At 54.6% G+C, this 19,430-nt stretch carries 16 protein-coding genes and 2 pseudogenes; 15 read left to right on the top strand and 3 right to left on the bottom strand.

Annotation, left to right across the window (positions count from 1 at the left end):
- Positions 1–198 precede the first annotated feature (198 nt).
- Positions 199–930, bottom strand: coding sequence for a response regulator (locus NTU47_10050; GenBank protein ID MCX6134140.1), 732 nt, complete (start codon positions 928–930; stop codon positions 199–201).
- 214 nt (positions 931–1,144) lie between these two features.
- On the opposite strand from NTU47_10050, the gene NTU47_10045 reads away from it, so the two are divergent.
- The 15 genes and pseudogenes from NTU47_10045 (at position 1,145) to NTU47_09975 (ending at position 17,736) form a co-directional block, all read left to right on the top strand.
- The gene (locus tag NTU47_10045; GenBank protein MCX6134139.1) at positions 1,145–1,516 is read left to right on the top strand and encodes a response regulator; all 372 of its coding nucleotides are present in this window, start codon (positions 1,145–1,147) and stop codon (positions 1,514–1,516) included.
- A gap of 24 nt (positions 1,517–1,540) precedes the next feature.
- On the top strand, positions 1,541–2,926 hold the full coding sequence (locus tag NTU47_10040; protein MCX6134138.1) for a sigma-54 dependent transcriptional regulator: 1,386 nt from the start codon (positions 1,541–1,543) through the stop codon (positions 2,924–2,926).
- Positions 2,927–3,372: 446 nt separating this feature from the next.
- Positions 3,373–4,542 (top strand): acyl-CoA dehydrogenase family protein, encoded by a 1,170-nt coding sequence (locus tag NTU47_10035; GenBank protein MCX6134137.1) that lies wholly within the window; start codon positions 3,373–3,375, stop codon positions 4,540–4,542.
- Positions 4,543–4,571: 29 nt separating this feature from the next.
- The gene (gene guaB / locus NTU47_10030) at positions 4,572–6,032 is read left to right on the top strand and encodes an IMP dehydrogenase (protein MCX6134136.1); all 1,461 of its coding nucleotides are present in this window, start codon (positions 4,572–4,574) and stop codon (positions 6,030–6,032) included.
- 15 nt (positions 6,033–6,047) lie between these two features.
- Complete coding sequence (locus NTU47_10025; protein ID MCX6134135.1) at positions 6,048–7,112, top strand: Xaa-Pro peptidase family protein; 1,065 nt, start codon at positions 6,048–6,050, stop codon at positions 7,110–7,112.
- Positions 7,109–8,428 (top strand): glycosyltransferase family 4 protein, encoded by a 1,320-nt coding sequence (locus NTU47_10020; GenBank protein ID MCX6134134.1) that lies wholly within the window; start codon positions 7,109–7,111, stop codon positions 8,426–8,428. Before NTU47_10025 ends, NTU47_10020 begins: the two co-directional genes overlap by 4 nt.
- A complete protein-coding gene (gene purD / locus NTU47_10015) occupies positions 8,425–9,735 on the top strand; it encodes a phosphoribosylamine--glycine ligase (GenBank protein ID MCX6134133.1) in 1,311 nt (436 codons plus the stop codon). Before NTU47_10020 ends, purD begins: the two co-directional genes overlap by 4 nt.
- A gap of 1 nt (position 9,736) precedes the next feature.
- A complete protein-coding gene (locus tag NTU47_10010) occupies positions 9,737–10,660 on the top strand; it encodes an NAD-dependent epimerase/dehydratase family protein (GenBank protein MCX6134132.1) in 924 nt (307 codons plus the stop codon).
- A 4-nt stretch (positions 10,661–10,664) separates the two neighbouring features.
- Positions 10,665–11,627 carry a methylmalonyl Co-A mutase-associated GTPase MeaB gene (gene meaB / locus NTU47_10005; protein ID MCX6134131.1) on the top strand — a complete coding sequence of 321 codons (963 nt, stop codon included), beginning with the start codon at positions 10,665–10,667 and terminating at the stop codon, positions 11,625–11,627.
- A gap of 75 nt (positions 11,628–11,702) precedes the next feature.
- Positions 11,703–11,855: pseudogene (locus tag NTU47_10000) on the top strand (acyl-CoA dehydrogenase family protein).
- Complete coding sequence (locus tag NTU47_09995) at positions 11,852–14,941, top strand: fused MFS/spermidine synthase (GenBank protein MCX6134130.1); 3,090 nt, start codon at positions 11,852–11,854, stop codon at positions 14,939–14,941. The pseudogene NTU47_10000 and the gene NTU47_09995 overlap by 4 nt, the downstream one beginning before the upstream one ends.
- A gap of 88 nt (positions 14,942–15,029) precedes the next feature.
- Positions 15,030–15,191: pseudogene (locus NTU47_09990) on the top strand (hypothetical protein).
- Positions 15,192–15,234: 43 nt separating this feature from the next.
- Positions 15,235–16,215 (top strand): hypothetical protein, encoded by a 981-nt coding sequence (locus NTU47_09985; GenBank protein ID MCX6134129.1) that lies wholly within the window; start codon positions 15,235–15,237, stop codon positions 16,213–16,215.
- Between the two features lie 8 nt (positions 16,216–16,223).
- Positions 16,224–17,600 (top strand): sigma-54 dependent transcriptional regulator, encoded by a 1,377-nt coding sequence (locus tag NTU47_09980; GenBank protein ID MCX6134128.1) that lies wholly within the window; start codon positions 16,224–16,226, stop codon positions 17,598–17,600.
- Positions 17,584–17,736, top strand: coding sequence for a hypothetical protein (locus NTU47_09975; protein MCX6134127.1), 153 nt, complete (start codon positions 17,584–17,586; stop codon positions 17,734–17,736). Before NTU47_09980 ends, NTU47_09975 begins: the two co-directional genes overlap by 17 nt.
- A gap of 64 nt (positions 17,737–17,800) precedes the next feature.
- Here the strand turns inward: NTU47_09975 and rlmB are convergent, their stop codons facing one another.
- Entirely contained in the window at positions 17,801–18,544 is a 744-nt protein-coding gene (gene rlmB, locus NTU47_09970) for a 23S rRNA (guanosine(2251)-2'-O)-methyltransferase RlmB (GenBank protein MCX6134126.1), read from the bottom strand.
- A gap of 33 nt (positions 18,545–18,577) precedes the next feature.
- Positions 18,578–19,402 (bottom strand): prolipoprotein diacylglyceryl transferase, encoded by an 825-nt coding sequence (locus NTU47_09965; protein MCX6134125.1) that lies wholly within the window; start codon positions 19,400–19,402, stop codon positions 18,578–18,580.
- Positions 19,403–19,430 lie beyond the last annotated feature (28 nt).

Raw genomic sequence — 19,430 nt, 5'->3', positions numbered from 1 at the left:
AATTCTGTTGTGGAGACTTGGGAAACTTGAGATCGAGTTGTCTGGGCCTTATCCGATTCGACATCGCCAATGGAATACGCTTAACAGAACATTGCCATATACACGGTTACTGTCACCCACCATGATAGAGAAAATCCGGCTTACTTGCAAGAGCCTTGCATTGACGAAAATGCGCGGAAACGTTCAATCGCAGGAAGGCTATTGGCGGTTTGACGGCGTTGGAGAACTCTGAGCGGCGGCCGTAACGGTGGTGCCGTGGAAGTCAATCCGCTCGAAGCTGATGTCACGGAGCCGCTTCACTTCCGACTCGATCTTCTGAAAATTCTCTTCGAATTCCTTCAGTATGCTCTTGTCTTCCTCGGTCGGGGACTGGCGGCGGATCAGATCGGCGCTGATTTTGATGGCTGCGAGGGGATTGTTGAATTCATGACAGACCGTGACGACGAGTTCTCGGATTGCCTCCGCCCGTTTTTCGGCGATGAGCATCCGTTTCTCAACGGCTGTGATCTGTTTGTACATACGAACGCGATCAAGGACGTTCAGGATGGTGCGAGGGAGGACAGATTCAGCCAAATCTTCCTTGATGAGGAAGTCCTCGACACCGAGCTTCATTGCTTCGATGGCCAGCTTGAAATCACGGGTCGCTGTCACGAAGACGATCGGAATCTCGGAATTCAACTGATTCAGCTGGAGGCAGAACTCCAGCCCGTTCGAGCCGGGAAACACGTAGTCTGTGAGGATCAGGTCAATAGCATTGTTTGACTGAATCTCCTGAAGCGCCTCTTCCACACTCTCTTTCCAAACCAGATTAAACTCCCGATTCTGGAAGAGTTGGAGTTGTCGTTGGACGATTTTGGCAAAGCCGATGTCATCATCGGCCAGGAGAACATTAATTGCTTTCAGGGGTTTCTGTGGTGTGGGTGTGCTCATTGTGAGGGATAAAGGTAAAAATTCTTTGTGTGATTTGCAACGAGTTGGGGGACGAGCACAGACCAAAACGATATCTCAGAAGAAGGTTGTGCGATTCGTTTGCCCAGAAGTTGCTCGTTTGCTTTTCTGTGGGATTTTCTCTATGTTATTTTGTCTCAGAGCAACAATAACGCTCTCTGGCAGCTTGATCGCGGATCTCCCAAGGAGAATTCTTATGGCAGAAAAGAATAGAATTCTGGTTGTCGATGACGAAGACGCTCTCCGGACGGTCTTGAGCGCTGAACTGGAGGGGGAGGGATACAGAGTCTCGTCAGCGGGAGATGGAGCCGAAGCGATCAATATCCTCCGTGGGCAAATCTTCGATTTGATCCTTCTCGACATCAAGATGCCGAACGTCGATGGATTCGAAGTGCTGAAATTCGTGAAGGAGACCCAGCCGGCCACGAAAGTCATCATGCTGACCGGTTTTGCCGACCTGAAAAACGCAATTGAATCAAAAAAACTCGGCGCTGAGGATTTCGTCAGCAAACCGTACGATCTTGTCGATCTGCTTACGACGGTCGAACGCGTCCTGAGTGGTCTCTAGCCTCGACGACGAACCGGTGATGCCATGGCGAAGAAGTACCGGATCCTGGTTGTCGACGACGAAGAATCAATAACCTTCCTTCTCAAGACAGAGCTCGAAGAACTCTCCGATTTTGACGTCGATGTCGCACTCAACGGCACCGAAGCGATCAACCTCATTCAGTCCACCATTTACGACATTATCCTCCTCGACATCAAAATGCCCCGCGTCAGCGGCATCGATGTGCTCAGGTTCATCAACGAGCACTCACCTGCGACGCAGGTCATCATGTTAACAAATGTCAGCGACTACAAGACGGCTATCGAAACGATCAAGCTCGGAGCGTACGACTTCGTCAGCAAGCCGTACGATACGCCGCAACTGCTCGCGACGGTCCGGCGCGCCGCCGAACGCCGCCAGCTCGTCATCGACAAAGAGGTGATGAAACGTGAGCTGAATCGCATCAGCGGCCCGAGTGGGTTGGTCGGCGAATGTGCCGTGTTCCGTCAGGCTGTCGACAATGCCCGAAAGGTCGCGGATAGCGAGGCGTTTGTTCTGATCCAGGGTGCGAGCGGGACGGGCAAAGAGCTTATTGCACATCTTCTCCATAATGAGAGTCCTCGGAAAGACCAGCCTTTCGTCGCTGTCAACTGTGCCTCCATTCCGGATCAACTCCTCGAGAGTGAACTGTTCGGACATGAAAAAGGGGCGTTTACAAACGCCTACGCTGCCAAGCAAGGACTTGTCGAAGTCGCAAATGGAGGGACGCTGTTTCTTGATGAAGTTGGGGACATCAGCCAGCCAACTCAGGCCAAGCTGCTCAGATTTCTGGAGACGGGCGAATTTCGGAGAGTCGGCGGGACGAATTCCATGAAGGTCGATGTGAGAGTCGTGTCCGCCACCAATAAGCTCCTTCCCCAGGAGGTACAGGCCGGACGTTTCCGAGAGGATCTGCTGTATCGTCTCAATGTTGTAAGCATCAAGCTTCCTTCTCTCTTGGAACGAAAAGAGGACATCCCCCTGCTCGTTGATTACTTCCTGAAGCGAAAGACCAAGGCTGGTCCCAAGAAAGTAAGCCCCGAAGCGATGTCGATCTTGATGCGCTACGATTGGCCGGGAAATGTGCGTGAACTGGAACACGTAATCGAAGGAGCAACTGTCCTGAGCCAGGGAGGCACCATCGAGGCCAGGGATCTATGGATCAATCCGTCTCTTTCTGGAAGTTCGGACGTTCCACGGATCGAGCGTCAAGAGGATCAAGGAGTTCTTCCCTCCCTTGAAGAGATCGAAAGAATCCACGTCGAGAAAGTGCTGCGAGCCAACCAGTGGAACAGGCTCAGGACGGCACAGGTCCTCGGCATCACCGCAAAAACACTCTATCTCAAGATCAAGAAATACGGGATTAAGAACTCCGGCTCCACAGAGAGTTGATCCTTCTCACACGTCCCGACCCCCCCCCGTCCCACCAGATCTACTCAATATGTGCGCTCACAAGTGAACCGTCAATTGGGAAGTTGAGTTCGTGATGACCCGGGCGGCACACGATCGTGAAATCCAGGGTTGGAAACACAAGGAATAGGGATGATCGCACGGAAAGTGGCTGCGAGAAATAATAAATCATGATTATCTGATGCAACTTTCTCTCTGAACCGCCGTCAAATACTATGTAGGGAGCATAACGCTACCTCCTTCTTGATGGGCCAGTCATCGGTCGCCTATGGTGGGACGACTGAGAAACTGGCCTTCTTTTTTCCCTTCTCCAATGCTTTCCTTGACTTTTGGGCGTTTGTTGAGTAGTTTTTTTGTTCAGCAAAGGCTCTCTGTCAGCCTGTCGTCAAAAATAGACATACCTCTGCCGCTCCCAATAAGGACGCTACATGCTTGGATTCCACGGGGTCGACTACTACCATTTGAGTGACCTGCTGTCGGAAGACGAGATCCTCGCCCGGAACACAGTCCGCGCATTCGTCGATGAAAGAGTGCTTCCCATAATCGAGAGTCACTACGAGGAAGGGGTCTTTCCGATGCACCTCGTTGCGCAAATGGCTGATCTCGGTCTTTTCGGTTCCACACTTCCGGCGAGATACGGCTGCGCAGAAATGAACAATGTCGCGTACGGGCTTGTGATGCAGGAACTGGAACGGGGCGACAGCGGGATCCGGAGCTTTGCCTCGGTGCAAAGCGCTCTCGTCATGTATCCGATCTTTACGTTTGGCTCCGAAATTCAGAAAGATCGCTGGTTGCCATTGCTGGCCTCCGGGAAGGCCATTGGATGCTTTGGCCTGACGGAACCCGATTTCGGTTCAAACCCTGGCGGCCTGATCACGCGGGCGGAAAGAACAACGAGCGGTTTCGTCCTCAATGGAGCCAAGATGTGGATCACGAACGGGACGATCGCTGACGTTGCTGTTGTTTGGGCGAAGCTGGATGGAGAAATCAAGGGATTCCTTGTTGAGAAGGGGGCCAGAGGGTTTTCAGCCCCGGAGATGAAAGGAAAGCACTCACTGAGGGCGTCAGTCACCTCGGAGCTGGTGTTTGAAGACTGCCTTATCCCGGAAGAAAACATCCTTCCGAAATCCGGCGGATTGAAAAGTCCGCTGATGTGCCTCAGCCAGGCGCGCTACGGAATTGCTTGGGGAGTTGTTGGTTCTGCCATGGCATGCTATGACGCAGCGCTGCAGTACTCCAAAACACGAATTCAATTCGGTAAGCCTATCGCATCGTTTCAACTGACGCAGCACAAGCTTGTCGAGATGGTCACGGAGATAACCAAGGCGCAACTTCTTTGCCTCCAATTGGGGCGGCTGAAAGACCGGGGGAAGGCCAAGTTTACACAGATCTCGATGGCCAAACGCAACAATGTATACCACGCTCTGGAAATTGCCCGAGCATCAAGGGAAATATTGGGCGCTAACGGAATTCTGAACGAGTACCCGGTGATGCGCCACGCTGCGAATCTGGAATCGGTAAAGACGTACGAAGGAACGCACGAGATGCACACGCTGATCGTTGGTGAGGACATCACCGGCCTACCGGCGTTCGAATAGGACTATCACGTCATGACAGGATTAACACTATGCCTTTAAAGAAGATTGTCGGCGAAGCGATAACGTATGATGATGTGTTGTTGCTTCCTGCAAAATCCTCGGTTCTTCCACGAGAGACTGAAGTGAAGACGCTTCTTACGCGCGAAATCGAGCTCCACATACCGCTTGTCAGTGCAGCCATGGATACGGTAACCGAATCCGCGATGGCCATTGCCCTGGCGCGCGAAGGGGGTATCGGGATTTTGCACAAGAACATGACCATTCATCGTCAGGCCGAGGAGGTTGACATGGTGAAGAGGTCAGAGAGTGGCATGATCCTCCATCCTATTACGCTACACATGAATCAGACTGTACGGGAAGCCCTTGAGGTGATGAAGAAATACAGCATCTCGGGCATACCGATTGTCCAGGATGAGAAACTCGTGGGTATCCTCACAAACCGGGATCTTCGTTTCGAGCCAAACCTCGATCTCGAAGTCTCCAAAGTAATGACTTCCGTGAACCTCGTTGTGGCGCCGGTTGGAACGACGCTTGTCGAAGCTGAGGCGATCCTGCAGAAGAATCGAATCGAAAAGCTCCCGGTGGTCGACAAAAACGGGAAGCTCAAGGGGTTGATCACATTCAAGGATATACAAAAAAAGAAGCGGCACCCGCACGCATGTAAGGATAAACTCGGTCGGCTCCGCGCTGGGGCTGCAGTGGGAGTGACGAGCGACTCACTCGATCGTGTTGCCGCGCTTGTCGATGCCGGTGTAGATGTCATCATCGTGGATACAGCGCATGGCCATTCGAAGGGGGTCCTTACGATGGTCAAACTGATCAAATCGAAATTCGATATTCAGCTGATCGCGGGAAACATTGCGACGGAAGAGGCAACGCGTGATTTGATCAGAGCTGGAGCCGATGCAGTGAAGATTGGTATCGGGCCCGGCTCGATCTGCACAACCCGGGTTATCGCGGGAGTCGGGGTGCCGCAGATCACGGCGATCATGAACTGTGCGAAGGCCGCATCGCGATCCGGTGTTCCGCTGATTGCAGATGGCGGCATCAAGCAGACGGGAGACATTGCCAAGGCTATTGCTGCGGGAGCTGATTCTGTGATGCTCGGCAGCCTCTTTGCAGGCGTTGAGGAGAGCCCGGGTGAGAAAGTGCTGTACGAGGGAAGAAGCTACAAGATGTACCGTGGCATGGGTTCGATGGAAGCCATGAAACAAGGCAGCAAAGACCGGTATTTCCAGGATGCCGAAGATGATATACAGAAGCTCGTTCCTGAGGGGATCGAGGGGAGAGTGCCCTTCAAAGGGAGCCTCAGCGAGACTGTCCATCAGATGATCGGCGGACTGCGTTCGGCGATGGGGTATTGCGGGTGCCGGACAATCCCGGAGATGAAATCGAAAGCGCAGTTTGTCCGAATGACGGATGCCGGACTCCGCGAAAGCCATCCTCATGATATTGCAATCACCAAAGAAGCCCCCAACTATCACCAGTAAAAACCGACGATGGTCGTGCGACGGCTTCACGAGGTGCGAAGACATCTTGCCGCTTTGAGATTGGATGGTCTTCTTGTCTTCCATATTCCCCATGTCCGCTATTTGACCCGATTCTCCGGCTCGAATGGCCTGTGCGTTGTCACCCGCCAGAAGCAGCATTTTCTTACCGATCGCCGTTATCGCGACCAATCCAGGGCCGAGATTGAAGGATGGGAGATCCATGTCACGCCGAAAAGTCTCCTCGAGGAGGTTGGAAAGCGTCGGCTACTGAAAGGCGCTGGGCGGGTTGGTTTCGAAAGCGTGCATACGAGTGTGGAGGCCCACGCATCGATGAAGAAGCTGTTTCCCGGCTCGTCATTGGTGCGGACGAAATCCCTCATCGAGGGCATCGCCGCTGTCAAGGACGAAGCTGAAGTCGAAAGCATCAGGGCTGCCGTCCGAATCACCGAGAGAGTTTTTCAGAAGCTTCTGGGCGTTCTTGCGCCAGGGCTCACAGAGCAGGAGGTCGCTGCGGAAATCGGTTACTGGCACAGGCGATACGGAGCGGACGCGGATGCGTTCGAACCCATCGTGGCATCCGGAGTCCGTGGGGCTTTGCCTCATGCCCGGCCTTCTGCAAAGAAAATCAAACCCGGGGAGTTGGTGACGCTGGATTTTGGTTGTGTTCTTCACGGTTACCACTGCGATCTCACCCGTACTGTCGCGGTCGGACGACCTTCTCCCCGCGCGAAGAGAATATATCAAATCGTGCTCGATGCACAGTGCAGGGCAATTGAAGCGGCGCGTCCCGGCATGAGGACAAGTGCCCTCGACAGGGTCGCACGGAGCGCCATCAGCCGCAAAGGCTTGGGCAAGTACTTCAGTCATTCACTCGGGCATGGGCTCGGCATCGAGATCCACGAGGAACTCCGGTTGTCCGCGCAAAGCAGGGAAACGCTCAGAGTCGGCAATGTCGTCACGATCGAGCCAGGGATATATATACCTGGCTTTGGCGGTGTACGAATCGAGGATGATGTTGTTCTCCGCGATGGCGGCTGCGAAGTTCTGACAAGCGCACCGAAAGACTTGATAATTATATGAATAGTGAATTTCGAAAAGTTCTGGTTATCGCGTACTATTTTCCCCCGATGGGGTTGAGCGGCGTCCAGCGGACCGCCAAGTTCGTGAAGTACCTTCCAAAGTATGGATGGAAGCCTACTGTCCTCACCGTTACCCCCACAGGGTATTATGCCGTCGATACCACCTTGCTTGCCGAGGTTGAGGAGGCAGGGACGGATATCCTTCGTGCGAGTTCGCTCGATCCCAACCGGTTGTTCAAGAAACAGGGTGTCGTCAAGATGCCTTCAGAGCGGATGAGGAAGATTCTGCAGTTTGGAGGAGACGCGCTGTTCATTCCTGATACAAAGATTGGCTGGAAATCGAAGGCTCTGAAAGCCGCACAGGAGCTTCTGCGCCGGGAGCATTTTGATGTGATCTTCGCCACTGCCCCGCCGCAGACGGACTTTCTGATTGGGGAGGCGTTGAAGAAGGAATTCCGGATCCCTCTCGTGCTCGATTATCGGGATGCCTGGCTGGACTATCCATTCAAGTACTATCCGACGCCGCTGCACCGTTACCTCCACTACCGTCTGGAGAAACGCGTCCTGAAAGTCGCGGATAAGATTGTCGTTACAGTCAGGCGTGTCAAGGAGAGCATCCTGAAGCACTACCTGAATCTGGACTATCATGATGTCATTATCATTCCTCAGGGATATGACCCCGAAGATTTCGAGACGCGCGTAGCTCCGAAGCAGCCGGCCCGGCGAAAGATGCGAATGACCCACGCCGGCACCTTCTACGCCGAACGAAATCCGTCTGTTATTTTCCAGGCATTGCACAACCTCTTCCGGGACGTTCCGCAGATGCGGGGGAGGCTGGAACTGGATCTCATCGGAAACGTGCGTGAAGAAGACCAAAATCTCGTCAGCAGACTCGGTCTGCAGAATGAGGTCAAGTTCCTTGGATATCTCGATCACAAGGAATGTACGCGGCGTCTCCAGGAATCAGATGCCCTTTGGCTGGTGCTCGACAATGACTATCAGTCACCGGGGAAGCTCTATGAGTATTTCGGTGCCCGCAGGCCCATTCTTGGATCGCTCAATGAAGGACACATCAAGCAGTTGATCCTCGAGAGCGGTGCCGGTCTTTGTGTGCCCCTGAAGAACCTGCAGGCGCACGAGGACGCGGTGAGAGAATTATTCACACAGTTTGAGAAGAATCAGCTCAAGCAGGTGCCGGAAGATTTTTCGGGGCACTTCAATCGCCAGATTCTGACTGGAGAGCTTGCACGTCATTTCGAATCTTTGACGGATATCGACAAGAACGCTTTTCTGAAACTCGAGGAAGAAATCCGATGAACATTCTGGTAATCGGCTCCGGCGGGAGGGAACATGCAATTGTCTGGAAACTGAGGCAGAGTCCACACGTCAAGGCATTGTATTGTGCTCCCGGCAATGCCGGCGTCGCACAACAGGCCCGGCTGGTATCGCTCAAACCAACCGACATACAGGGCTTGATGCGCTTCGTAAAAGAAAACGATGTCGATCTCACGGTTGTTGGTCCGGAGCAGCCTCTTGTTGACGGGATCGTTGACGAATTCGAACGGAGCGGCCTCCGGATCTTCGGTCCAAGCAGGGCGGCGGCGATGCTCGAAGGAAGCAAAGTGTTCTCCAAATCGTTCATGGCGCAGAACGGTATCCCGACGGCCAAGTTCAGAAGCTTCTCTTCGGGTGAACTGAATGAGGCTGAAGCGTTCGCTCTCGAACTTCCGGTTCCTGTTGTGGTCAAAGCGGATGGATTGGCCGCAGGAAAAGGTGTGCTGATATGCGAAACCCATGATGCGGCAGTGATCGCGATTCGGGAGATGGTGTTGAACAAGGCGTTTGGGTCAGCAGGGGAGAACGTGGTGATCGAGGAGTATCTGGAAGGGGAAGAAGCGTCGATTTTCGCGCTCACCGATGGCGAACGGTTCGCAACGCTTGCATCTGCGCAGGACCACAAGCGGATCCTGGACGGCGACAGGGGGAAAAACACCGGGGGCATGGGGGCGTATGCAAACGCTCCGATTGTAACGCAGGAGCTCCTCAAACGAATCGAGATAGAGATCATAGTTCCAACACTCAAGGGTATGAGAGATGCAGGGACTCCGTACCGCGGATGTCTCTATTGCGGCTTGATACTGACCAGGACGGGGCCGAAAGTGATCGAATACAACTGCCGATTCGGCGATCCTGAAACGCAGGTTGTCGTGCCGCTGATCGAAGGAGATCTTGCGGAAATACTCTATTCGATCGCCGAGCATCGGCTGGATCCTTCCACTGTCCAACTCCACGCCGCGTCGGCCGTATGCGTTGTGATGGCTTCGCGTGGATACCCTGATGACTACCAGACGGGAAAGGAAATCCATGGTCTGGAGAAGATGAAACAGGAGGAAGGCGTGGTCGTGTTTCACGCCGGCACACGGTCTGACGGAGAGAAGATCCTGTCATCCGGTGGAAGAGTGTTGGGAGTGACGGCTGTCGGATATGCGCATGACCTCAGAGGGACCATTGAGGCTGCGTACCGCGCTGTTGGTTCAATTACGTTTGATGGCGCATACTATCGCAGTGATATCGGTCAGAAGGCTCTGCGCCGGTTGTCTAACCCGAGCGGCCAGGAACATTGACATGAATATTCTCGTTACAGGTGGTGCAGGGTTTATTGGCTCACATGTGGTTGATGCCTACATCAAGGAGGGACACCGGGTCATCGTGATCGATGATTTATCCTCTGGAGTGCGGGAGAATGTCAATCCCAGAGCTGAGTTTTATCAGCTGGATATCCGGAGCCCGGAAGTTGAGCAAGTCTTTCAGCGCTCTCCGATCGATGTGGTGAATCATCATGCAGCTCAGATGGATGTTCGCCGGTCTGTCGCCGATCCGAAGTTCGACGCAAGCGTGAATGTGCTGGGGGGACTTAACATTTTCGAAGCGGCAAGGCAGTACGGGGTCAAGAAGATCATCTTCTCATCGACCGGTGGTGCGATCTACGGTGAGCAGGACTATTTCCCCGCCGATGAAGAACATCCTGTCCGGCCTTTGTCGCCGTACGGAATCACGAAACTCGTGACAGAGAAATACCTCTTCTACTACAAAGTGGTGCACGGAATCGACCACGTCGTTCTCCGATATGCAAATGTCTACGGCCCGCGCCAGAACCCGCATGGCGAGGCAGGAGTGGTGGCAATCTTCGCAAAGAAATTGCTCCAAGGGGAAAGCCCGGTGATCAACGGTGATGGGAATCAGACGAGGGACTACACATTCGTCGGCGACGTTGTGAGGGGCAGTATCCTGGCGCTTGACTACAAAGGATCGAACATCTTCAATATCGGTACCGGGATTGAAACAGATGTCAACGAGCTCTTCGGTGTGCTCCGGGGTTGGTTGAACCCGAACAGTGCGGAAAACCACGGACCAGGTAAGCAGGGAGAGCAGCGCCGAAGCGTGATTTCGTACAAGAAGATCGAACGGGAGCTTGGGTGGAAACCGACTGTGGGGCTTTCCGAGGGTCTTCGTGTGACAGCGGAGTACTTCAAAAACAACTCAGCATAGAAGGGTGTCATCCATCGCCGCTACCATGATCGAGCATTTGCTCGCTGGAGATCGCAGGACCGTTGCGCGGGCGATCTCCCAGGTGGAGAACGACACGCCGCTCGCAAAGGACATCCTCAGCAGCGTTTATCCCCGCACGGGCAGAGCCTATCGGGTGGGCATCACTGGCCCGCCGGGGGCGGGAAAGAGCACGCTGACGAACAAACTCGCCCGGTACTATCGCCTCCAGCAGAAAAAAGTCGGAATCATCGCGGTCGATCCAACGAGTCCGTTTACAGGGGGAGCGCTCCTCGGCGATCGCGTCCGGATGAGCGATGTCGAGTTGGACGAGGGGGTCTTCATCCGCAGCATGGCTTCCCGCGGAAGCCTGGGAGGCTTGAGCAAAAAGGCCAAGGAAGCAGCCGACGTTCTCGATGCAGCAGGATATGACGTGGTACTGATGGAAACCGTCGGCGTAGGCCAATCCGAGCTCGATATTGCCAGCGCAGCGGATACAACCGTGGTCGTGCTCGTCCCCGAATCGGGGGATGGCATACAGGCCATGAAGGCAGGGCTGATGGAGATTGCCGATTTCTTTGTGCTGAACAAGGCCGATCGCCCCGGTGCCGATCAGGCTGTGATGTCCCTCAAGATGATTCTCGGATTTCGTTCGCATACTGCGGAGAGTTGGATGCCGGATGTTCTGAAGACTCAGGCGAGCGAGGGGAAGGGAATCGAGGAGGTTGCTGCATATGTTCAGAAACACAGGGAGTTTCTGGAATCGTCCGGTGAGCTCGAACGGAAACGGAAGTCGCGCCTCGAAAGCAGGATCCGGGAGATCATCGAGAACCAACTCCACATCGAATTCTGGAACCGCGAACGTTCCCGTAAGCTTCATGAGAAACTGGATCTTTTGTTACAGCGCCAGTCAAATCCGTACGACGTTGCAGCCGGACTTCTGGAGGATTTTCGGACGGAAGGGGTGTAGTGGGATACGAACGGGAAGTGCCATTGAGCGACAACGCGCAATCGATGAATTTCAGCTACACGTACGACATGAAAACACGGATTCATCAAAGACTTCCCGGTCGAAAAATTCTATCGTGACGTCAAGTTCCTCGCCATTGGTGAGGGGACGTCCGAAGTGCAGAAGATGGTGATCGCAAAGAATCTGTTCCGGACTAACCACGCTCTTCTCTCTCAAAGGACCTCATGACCAAGCAGACTTCGTACAGTATCATCGCAATTCTCTTTATTGTCTCCGGAGCCACGGGTCTCATCTATCAGGTAGCGTGGTTCAAGTATCTCTCCCTCTTCCTCGGCAACACGACATACGCGCAAACCATTGTCTTGGCGACATTTATGGGAGGACTCGCCATCGGTGCGTCGCTGTGGGGCCGTCGTGCAGATAGGGCAAAATCACCAATCCGCCTGTATGCCCTCCTGGAGTTCTTCATCGGCCTCTACTGCTTGTTGTATCCCTGGCTGATGAGCGCTGTGAAGTATCTTTTCGTGGTGACCGTACACGCATTCAATCTGCCCAGCGACGGAAACGCGGTGCTGCTGTTGAAGCTCTTGATCAGTGTGCTGACGCTTCTTTTCCCCACGATTCTCATGGGAGGAACGCTGCCAGTCCTTGTTCGCTTCATTTCTTCCAATGTCGAAGATTCTGGAAAGAATGTTGCGACTCTGTACTTCCTCAACAGCTTCGGGGCGGTTGTCGGATCGCTGCTCGGGGGATTCTTCCTTGTTCCGATGGCCGGACTTCAGGCCACAGTCCTTTCGGCAGGATGCGTGAACATTGTCATCGCTTCCGCAGCGTATGCCCTTGGCTCAGGAAACAGGCTCTCTCCCGCTGAGAGTGCGTCAGAACATGAAACCGAACTCCCCTCGTTTCCTCCTCACTTTGTCTCGCTCGCCGTCGGTGTCGCAGGTGTGTCCGGCCTCGCAGCCATGATTTATGAAGTCGCATGGGTCCGGCTGTTGATCCCCGTCCTGGGTTCGTCAACATACTCCTACACCCTCATGCTTGTCGCGTTCATATCCGGGATCACCATCGGCAGCTGGTTGGTGTCGGTTCTCATCGAAAGATGGAAGAACCTGTTCGCCGTTCTCGCCGTATGCCAGCTCCTTATCGGTGCTTCGATGGCGCTGATGCTTCCGCTCTACGGGCGGGTTCCGTACCTCTTCTGGCAGGTCGGCTCGGTTCTTACGCGATCGGATACAAGCTACCCGATCTTTCTCGCGATCCAGTTCATCATCGGCCTGACGCTCATGATCATTCCGACGATCTTCCTTGGAATGTCCCTGCCGCTGGCGAGCCGCATCGCTACACGGTCTGTGAAAGTGCTCGGGAAATCTGTCGGCACCGTGTTCTCCGTGAATACGATCGGCACCGTCCTTGGTTCGCTGGCAGCGGGTCTTGTGTTGATCCCGGTCATCGGCGTGCGACACGCCATGGAAGTCGGGCTCGTTCTGAACCTCGTGAGCGGCATCGTCCTGACATTAGTCGATGCGGGCGTCCCGAAAATCCGCCGCGGTGTGCTGGTGATCTTCGCTACACTTGTGGGAGCTCTCACGTTTGTGTTCGGCTCCGATTGGAATCAGATCGTAACACTTTCGGGCGTGTTCAGGCAATTCGGCAACAATCGGCAGGCTCCGGCGACCTATGAGGAGTTCGTGCGAGGAGTGAGAGCCAACAAGGTCCTTTACTACAAGGAAGGAGCCTCCGCCACGGTTGGCGTTGTCCAGAATCAGGCGGGGACTGGAGTGCAGAATGTCCTGATCATTAATGGAAAGGCCGATGCGTCGTCCGTTGGAGACCTCCCCACTCAGGTACTCCTGGGCCAGGTGCCGATGATGCTTCATCCCCACCCCGACACCGTCCTCGTGATTGGTTTTGGGAGCGGTGTGACTACGGGAAGCGTGCTCACTCATCCGATCAAGCGCGTGGATTGTGTTGAGATTTCGCCGGAGGTGATCGCGGGGGCGAAGTACTTCGAGCATGTCAACAACAAGCCTCTCGAGGATCCGCGGGCTAGGTTGTACATCGATGATGCCCTGGCCTTTCTCAAGCTTTCACAGACAAACTACGATGCGATCATCAGTGAGCCGTCCAATCCTTGGATCGCGGGCATCGGCAATCTCTACACAATCGATTTCTTTGAGATGTGCAAAGGTAGGCTGCGGCCCAATGGAGTCATGGTCCAGTGGTTTCACCTGTACGAAATCGACGACCCAACCTTCAAGCTCGTCGTCCGGACATTCCGAACAGTGTTTCCGCATGTTGTCGTGTGGCAATCGTTGACTCCCGATCTTCTGCTCGTCGGATCGAAGGACTCCCTGATCCTTGATGAGAACCAGCTGTCGCGGAAGCTGGCAAACGCCGCGGTGAAGAAGGATTTGGAACGCATCAAGATCCCCGATGCGGCAACCCTGGCTTCTCTTCAGATGATCTCTGAGAACCCAACCAGGGAATACGCGAGCGATGGCCCTGTGAACACGGAAGACAAGCCATTGCTTGAACATTGGGCTCCGCGGGCATTTTTCGTCAACAAGGGTGCTAACGAGATCGCCCGCTACGATGAACGACTGGCTTTCAATCGGACAGCACTCTTCCTCAACCAACTGGTGAAGCAGCGTGCTCTCACCGATGAGGAACGGCTGAACATCGGGCTCCTGCATTCGGATATGGGGAGGGGAAATCTGTCCCTCGGATATTCTATGCTCTCCAGCTACCTTGAGGCGCATCCGAAGGATCTTCGCGCTGTCACTGCCATGGCCGGTTTGGCAGATCGCTTGGGAAGGCGGGAAGAGCAGGTTCAGATGCTCGCGCGGGCGGTTGAACTCTCGCCGAACGATCCGGTGCTGCTTGAACAATATGCGTGGGTGAGGTTTACCCGCGAGCGCATCGTGGCAACGCAGTTCGGCGCATTTGATGTGTCGAAGACGGAGAAGCTTCTCAAGCGCTGCATTGAGCTCTCTGCAGACACTGTTGATTTCTATCGCATCCGCCTTGCCGACATGTATTTTGACATCCAGGAATTCCAGCCCGCATTTGAAAACTACAAGAAAGCCCTTCAACTCAGAGAGCGGTATTTTGCTGACCGACGAGTGCGGCAGGATGTCTTGCTCCTGCAGCTCGCGAAATGTTATCGTCGGTTGGGAGATCCGGGAAGGGCGGCGGGGTATGCGCTCCAGGCCATCAATATCAACCCGACGAACGAAGAAGCACGTGAACTGTTCTACTCGATCTTCCTTTTCGGTGGAACGGGGACGCGCGACACGACAGCAAAACAGTGAGGGATGACTCCTCCATGGCCCGCATCGGAAGCGCTATCAAAGCAGACGCCACGTTTCAGAAGAGCCAGCAGCAGGCAGGTCTGGCGAAAAAATGGTGAGCGCAGGGGCGAGCAGTGTGGTCCCGAAATTCAGCTTCATGGTGAGAAATCCCTACGGTGCGGGGAACAGCGCGATGTGCGGCAAGGTCTATGACCCGCGGATGATATTCGCGTGGCCATGCGCCCAGATCGCCTTGATGGGAGGCAAGTAGACGAGCGAGACACTCCTGAGTATCAAGGTTCAGGCGATGGAGAATGGGCGGAAAGCGGATCTCGAAGGAAAAGCAGGGGAGGCTGCTCAATGACACTCAGGATCGGTATGAGGCGGGGTTGGATCCGCTCTTTGCTGCCGCCCGGCTTTGGATTGACGGCTACACCGATCCGGCTGAAACTCGCGGCATCATTTCCCGTGGAATAGAGATAGCAGCCCACAATACCGAAATTCAATTCTGGAGTCATCCAAACCTGATGGTCTCTCGCAGTGCCATAAGACCTGTTGAAGCTTCTGGCAACTCCGTGAGGATATTCTTCGCAGCCGGGTTTCTTCTGCTGCTGATTCACGGCATTTCCAGTGCCCAGTGCGACGGCAAGCCGGGTCCGGACGGTCTCACCTGGGACTACGACGGTGGGGCGAAAGAGTCCTTCTCGCTGTTCAAGTTTATTGGGAACGCGTTCACGCCTGATTTGATCAAGGAGACGCGCCAGATCCGCGAATATGTCCGCGATGCGCGGTTCGGAGTTCTGATGAAACGGTGCGGCGATGCCCGGGCGATTGACGAAATCTACCTCAAGGCATTGAAGATCGCGGAGCACAATATTGCCCGCGCGTTGTTCCTCTCCTTGATGGGGACACTCGAGCATCGCGACGTGGACCTGAAGGTCCCTATCATCGGTCCCATTGGGGTGCCTCTTACCTTCGAAGCGGACAGCATGTTCAACGCCCGTTTTCGCAATCTCCCGTCACGTTTGTATGTTGACACGCCGCCGGAAGGTGACCGGGACAAGTTGCAGCATTTCTTTGCGTCGGCGTATATCGCATACTCATCCGAATCTCGTGAACTTGCCCGGACTGGTGGAAATCTTGTGGAATGGGGAGAGGCACAGTTCGTTGTCGGTGGTGTGGACGACCCTCGAGACCGCCGCTCAAACAAACACGGCGAACAGTTCGGCCATGATCTCCTGACGGTCAAAAACCTCCTGCCGTCGGATTATTTGAACCTTCCATTTCAAGAATAGCGTGCACCATGAAATCGATCCTTGTTGTTGATGATGAGAAGAGCGTCCGTGATTCGTTGAAAATGGTACTCGAATTCGAAGCGTACGAGGTGCTCTTCGCCCAAAATGGACAGGACGCGTTGCACCAGCTGGCGGCATCGCCGGTCGACTTGATACTGCTTGATGTCAAGATGGCCGGAATGGATGGACTTGAAGTCCTTCAACGAGTCCGGGAGAAGAGAGTGGAACTCCCGGTCATCATGATCTCCGGTCATGGAACAATCGAAACCGCCGTCGAAGCCACGAAGCTCGGAGCGTTCGACTTCCTTCCGAAGCCGCTCGACAGGGACAAGCTGCTTGTCACCGTCCGCAATGCGCTGCACCAGGCGAAAATATCGGAAGAGTACCGCCAGTTGCGCGAATCGGTCGAGGGAAAGTGGCAGATCCTCGGGGAGAGCCCGAAGATCAAAGAGATCCTTGGAGTCATCGAACGCGTGGCGCCGACGGATGTCCGTGTGCTCGTGACAGGGGAAAACGGTACCGGGAAGGAACTCGTTGCACGCGCAGTACAACGCCTGAGCAAACGGTCTTCCAAGTCATTCGTCGAAGTCAACTGCGCCGCCATCCCTTCGGAATTGATCGAGTCGGAATTGTTCGGACACGAAAAGGGCTCCTTCACAGGTGCGACAGCCCAGCGTATCGGCAAGTTCGAGCAGGCCGACGGCGGGACGTTGTTCCTCGACGAGATTGGTGACATGAGCTTCCGCTCACAGGCAAAAGTTCTACGCGCCCTCGAGGAGGGGACGATCGAACGGGTCGGCGGCACCAGGCTCATCAAAGTCGACGTGCGTGTGATCGCCGCGACGAACAAGAACCTGGAAGAAGAAATAAAGAAGGGGAATTTCCGGGACGATTTGTATCATCGACTGAGGGTTATTCCGATTCACGTGCCCGCGCTCCGTGAGCGCAGGGACGACATCCCGATACTTGTGAAATCTTTCATCGACGATGTCTGTACTCGCAATGGCATGGCGCTCAAGACGGCATCGGAGGATGCGCTACGCCGGCTTGCAATGCAGGAATGGCGTGGAAATGTTCGTGAGTTGCGGAATACAGTCGAACGGCTGGTTATCCTGTCTCAGGGCACCAGCATCGACATCTCCCTGCTGGAAGTGGGTGTTCAGGGGGGGCACGGAGAGTTCGAGGATATTCTCGCCCAGGGGGGCACATTTCAATTGTTCAAGGAACATGCCGAGGCTGCCTTTATCCGCCGCCAGCTGGACCGGCACAAGTGGAACATCTCAAAGACAGCGGAATCTCTCGATATCCAACGCAGCCACCTGTACACGAAGATGAAGCGGTACGGGTTGATGAAGGAGGGGGAGCCGGATGAAGGGGATCAGTAACAGGCAGAAAATGATTGTGAAGCCCCGGGAGAGTGCACAGAAATACGTCTCCCAACTGAAGGATCTTCAGCGGTCTGCGACCCGTGAAGGGGGACGATTGGTCAAGAAGAGGGGTGTGAACAGAAACAAGCCCTAGAACGATGCCTGCGCCGGGGATGTGCGATCGGACCGCCGGCTTTGTCCTTCTAGCTTTTTGGGGTTTAACTAGCTTGTTGATGTCGCTTCTTTGCCGCTTCAAACAGCACTAACCCGCCAGCCACAGAAGCATTCAACGATTCAATCTTACCGTACATCGGGATCTTCACGAGGAAGTCGCATTTCTCTTTTACCAGCTTCCGAATACCCTTCCCTTCGTTCCCAACAACGATTGCGAGAGGACCTGCATAGTCCTGGACGTCGTACGTCCGCGCCGCGGCCATGTCTGTACCAACTATCCACACGCCGCGTTCCTTCAGTTCATCCATGGTTGCTGCGATGTTGGTGACTTTGGCAATGGGCAGGTGGAGGGATGCCCCGGCTGAGCTCTTCGTCACGGTTTCATTCAGAGAAGCCGAATGGTGGCGGGGGATGATCGCCCCGTGAACGCCGGCGCATTCACCCGATCGCAACAAAGCTCCCAGATTGTGCGGGTCTTCGATCTCGTCGAGGATGAGCAGGAACGGCGGTTCGCCTTTCTGCGCGGCGGCTGCGAGCATAGTATCCACGTCGACATACGATGCCGTCGATGAGACGGCGACAACCCCCTGAGCGTTCACGTCCGGACACAGTTCCAGAAAACGCTGCCGGTCAATTTCCTTTACCGAGACGCCGCGTCGTTTCGCGATCTTCTGGATTGCCTGGATCGCAGCGCCGTGAGTTCCGAAAAGAATATAGATTTTTTCGAGAGGTGTATCCGATCGGAGTGCTTCGAGTACCGGCTGTCTCCCGGCGATCAGGTTTTCCACGAGTACCTCGGTGATGTCAGTACCATGCCAGGGTCACGTCGTCTGATGCGTGTCATGACTCTTCGTGAGGAAGAACCAACCAAACGCACCGACGAGAAAGAGCCCAAGGGCGATGAATTGTGCTTCTGAAAGTCCAAGCGAGGAACGCGGATTGACGCGAATAAACTCGATGAAGAATCGCTCCATCCCGGCCAGGACGAGATACAGCATGAAGAGCTTTCCCGCCGGTTGCAGTTTCGTACGAAGCCGCCATAAGACCAAAAAGAGAATTCCGCAAATGAGGAATTCGTAGATAGGGGCCGGGTGGCACAGCGTCGTGTCGGGTACGATGCCGCCGGGGTATTTGCTTGCGATCTCCGGAACGTTTCTGAATGCAATAGAAGGAGGGTATGTGCCTTTGGAATAGTCGGTTCCCCAGGGGAGGGTCGTCGGAAAGCCGTAATCTCCGTCTCCCGCAAGGTGGCATCCAATCCGTGCGATTCCGTATGCGAGCAACAGGCCGGGAGCGATCGCATCGGCAGCGAGGAGGAATCGAATCCCGCGCTTCCGGAGATAGAGATAGATTGCCAATGTCGCAAGCAGAAACCCCCCGTAGAAGGTCAGCCCGCTCGGAGAAAAGGCCATGCCTGCCGGATCATCGAGGAAGTAGCTCCAGTTCTCAATCAGGAAGAGGATCTTCGAACCGGCGACGCCCGCGATGAGCGCGATCAGGGTAATTGTATTGCCAAGATTCGGATCCATCCCCCGCCGTTTCATGTCGTTCGTAATCAGGTAGCTGCCGACAATGAAACCCACCGCTAACATGAGGCCGTAGCCGTAGATTGTAAAGGGTCCGATTTGCAGGAGTCGAGGGCACATAGTTCAAGAGATAGTTGATACACGAGAG

It is taken from the genome of Ignavibacteriales bacterium (assembly GCA_026390595.1).
Classification (GTDB): domain Bacteria; phylum Bacteroidota; class Ignavibacteria; order UBA10030; family UBA10030; genus UBA9647.
The sequence above is the reverse complement of the archived record's forward strand: the minus strand, read 5'-3'. Positions and strand labels throughout refer to the sequence as shown.

Excerpts from the sequence above, each read along its gene's own strand:
- NTU47_10050 (MCX6134140.1), bottom strand. The coding sequence starts at position 930 with ATGAGCACACCCACACCACAGAAACCCCTGAAAGCAATTAATGTTCTC.
- NTU47_10045 (MCX6134139.1), top strand. The coding sequence starts at position 1,145 with ATGGCAGAAAAGAATAGAATTCTGGTTGTCGATGACGAAGACGCTCTC.
- NTU47_10040 (MCX6134138.1), top strand. The coding sequence starts at position 1,541 with ATGGCGAAGAAGTACCGGATCCTGGTTGTCGACGACGAAGAATCAATA.
- NTU47_10035 (MCX6134137.1), top strand. The coding sequence starts at position 3,373 with ATGCTTGGATTCCACGGGGTCGACTACTACCATTTGAGTGACCTGCTG.
- guaB (MCX6134136.1), top strand. The coding sequence starts at position 4,572 with ATGCCTTTAAAGAAGATTGTCGGCGAAGCGATAACGTATGATGATGTG.
- NTU47_10020 (MCX6134134.1), top strand. The coding sequence starts at position 7,109 with ATGAATAGTGAATTTCGAAAAGTTCTGGTTATCGCGTACTATTTTCCC.
- purD (MCX6134133.1), top strand. The coding sequence starts at position 8,425 with ATGAACATTCTGGTAATCGGCTCCGGCGGGAGGGAACATGCAATTGTC.
- NTU47_10010 (MCX6134132.1), top strand. The coding sequence starts at position 9,737 with ATGAATATTCTCGTTACAGGTGGTGCAGGGTTTATTGGCTCACATGTG.
- NTU47_09995 (MCX6134130.1), top strand. The coding sequence starts at position 11,852 with ATGACCAAGCAGACTTCGTACAGTATCATCGCAATTCTCTTTATTGTC.
- NTU47_09985 (MCX6134129.1), top strand. The coding sequence starts at position 15,235 with ATGGGCGGAAAGCGGATCTCGAAGGAAAAGCAGGGGAGGCTGCTCAAT.
- NTU47_09980 (MCX6134128.1), top strand. The coding sequence starts at position 16,224 with ATGAAATCGATCCTTGTTGTTGATGATGAGAAGAGCGTCCGTGATTCG.
- NTU47_09975 (MCX6134127.1), top strand. The coding sequence starts at position 17,584 with ATGAAGGGGATCAGTAACAGGCAGAAAATGATTGTGAAGCCCCGGGAG.
- NTU47_09965 (MCX6134125.1), bottom strand. The coding sequence starts at position 19,402 with ATGTGCCCTCGACTCCTGCAAATCGGACCCTTTACAATCTACGGCTAC.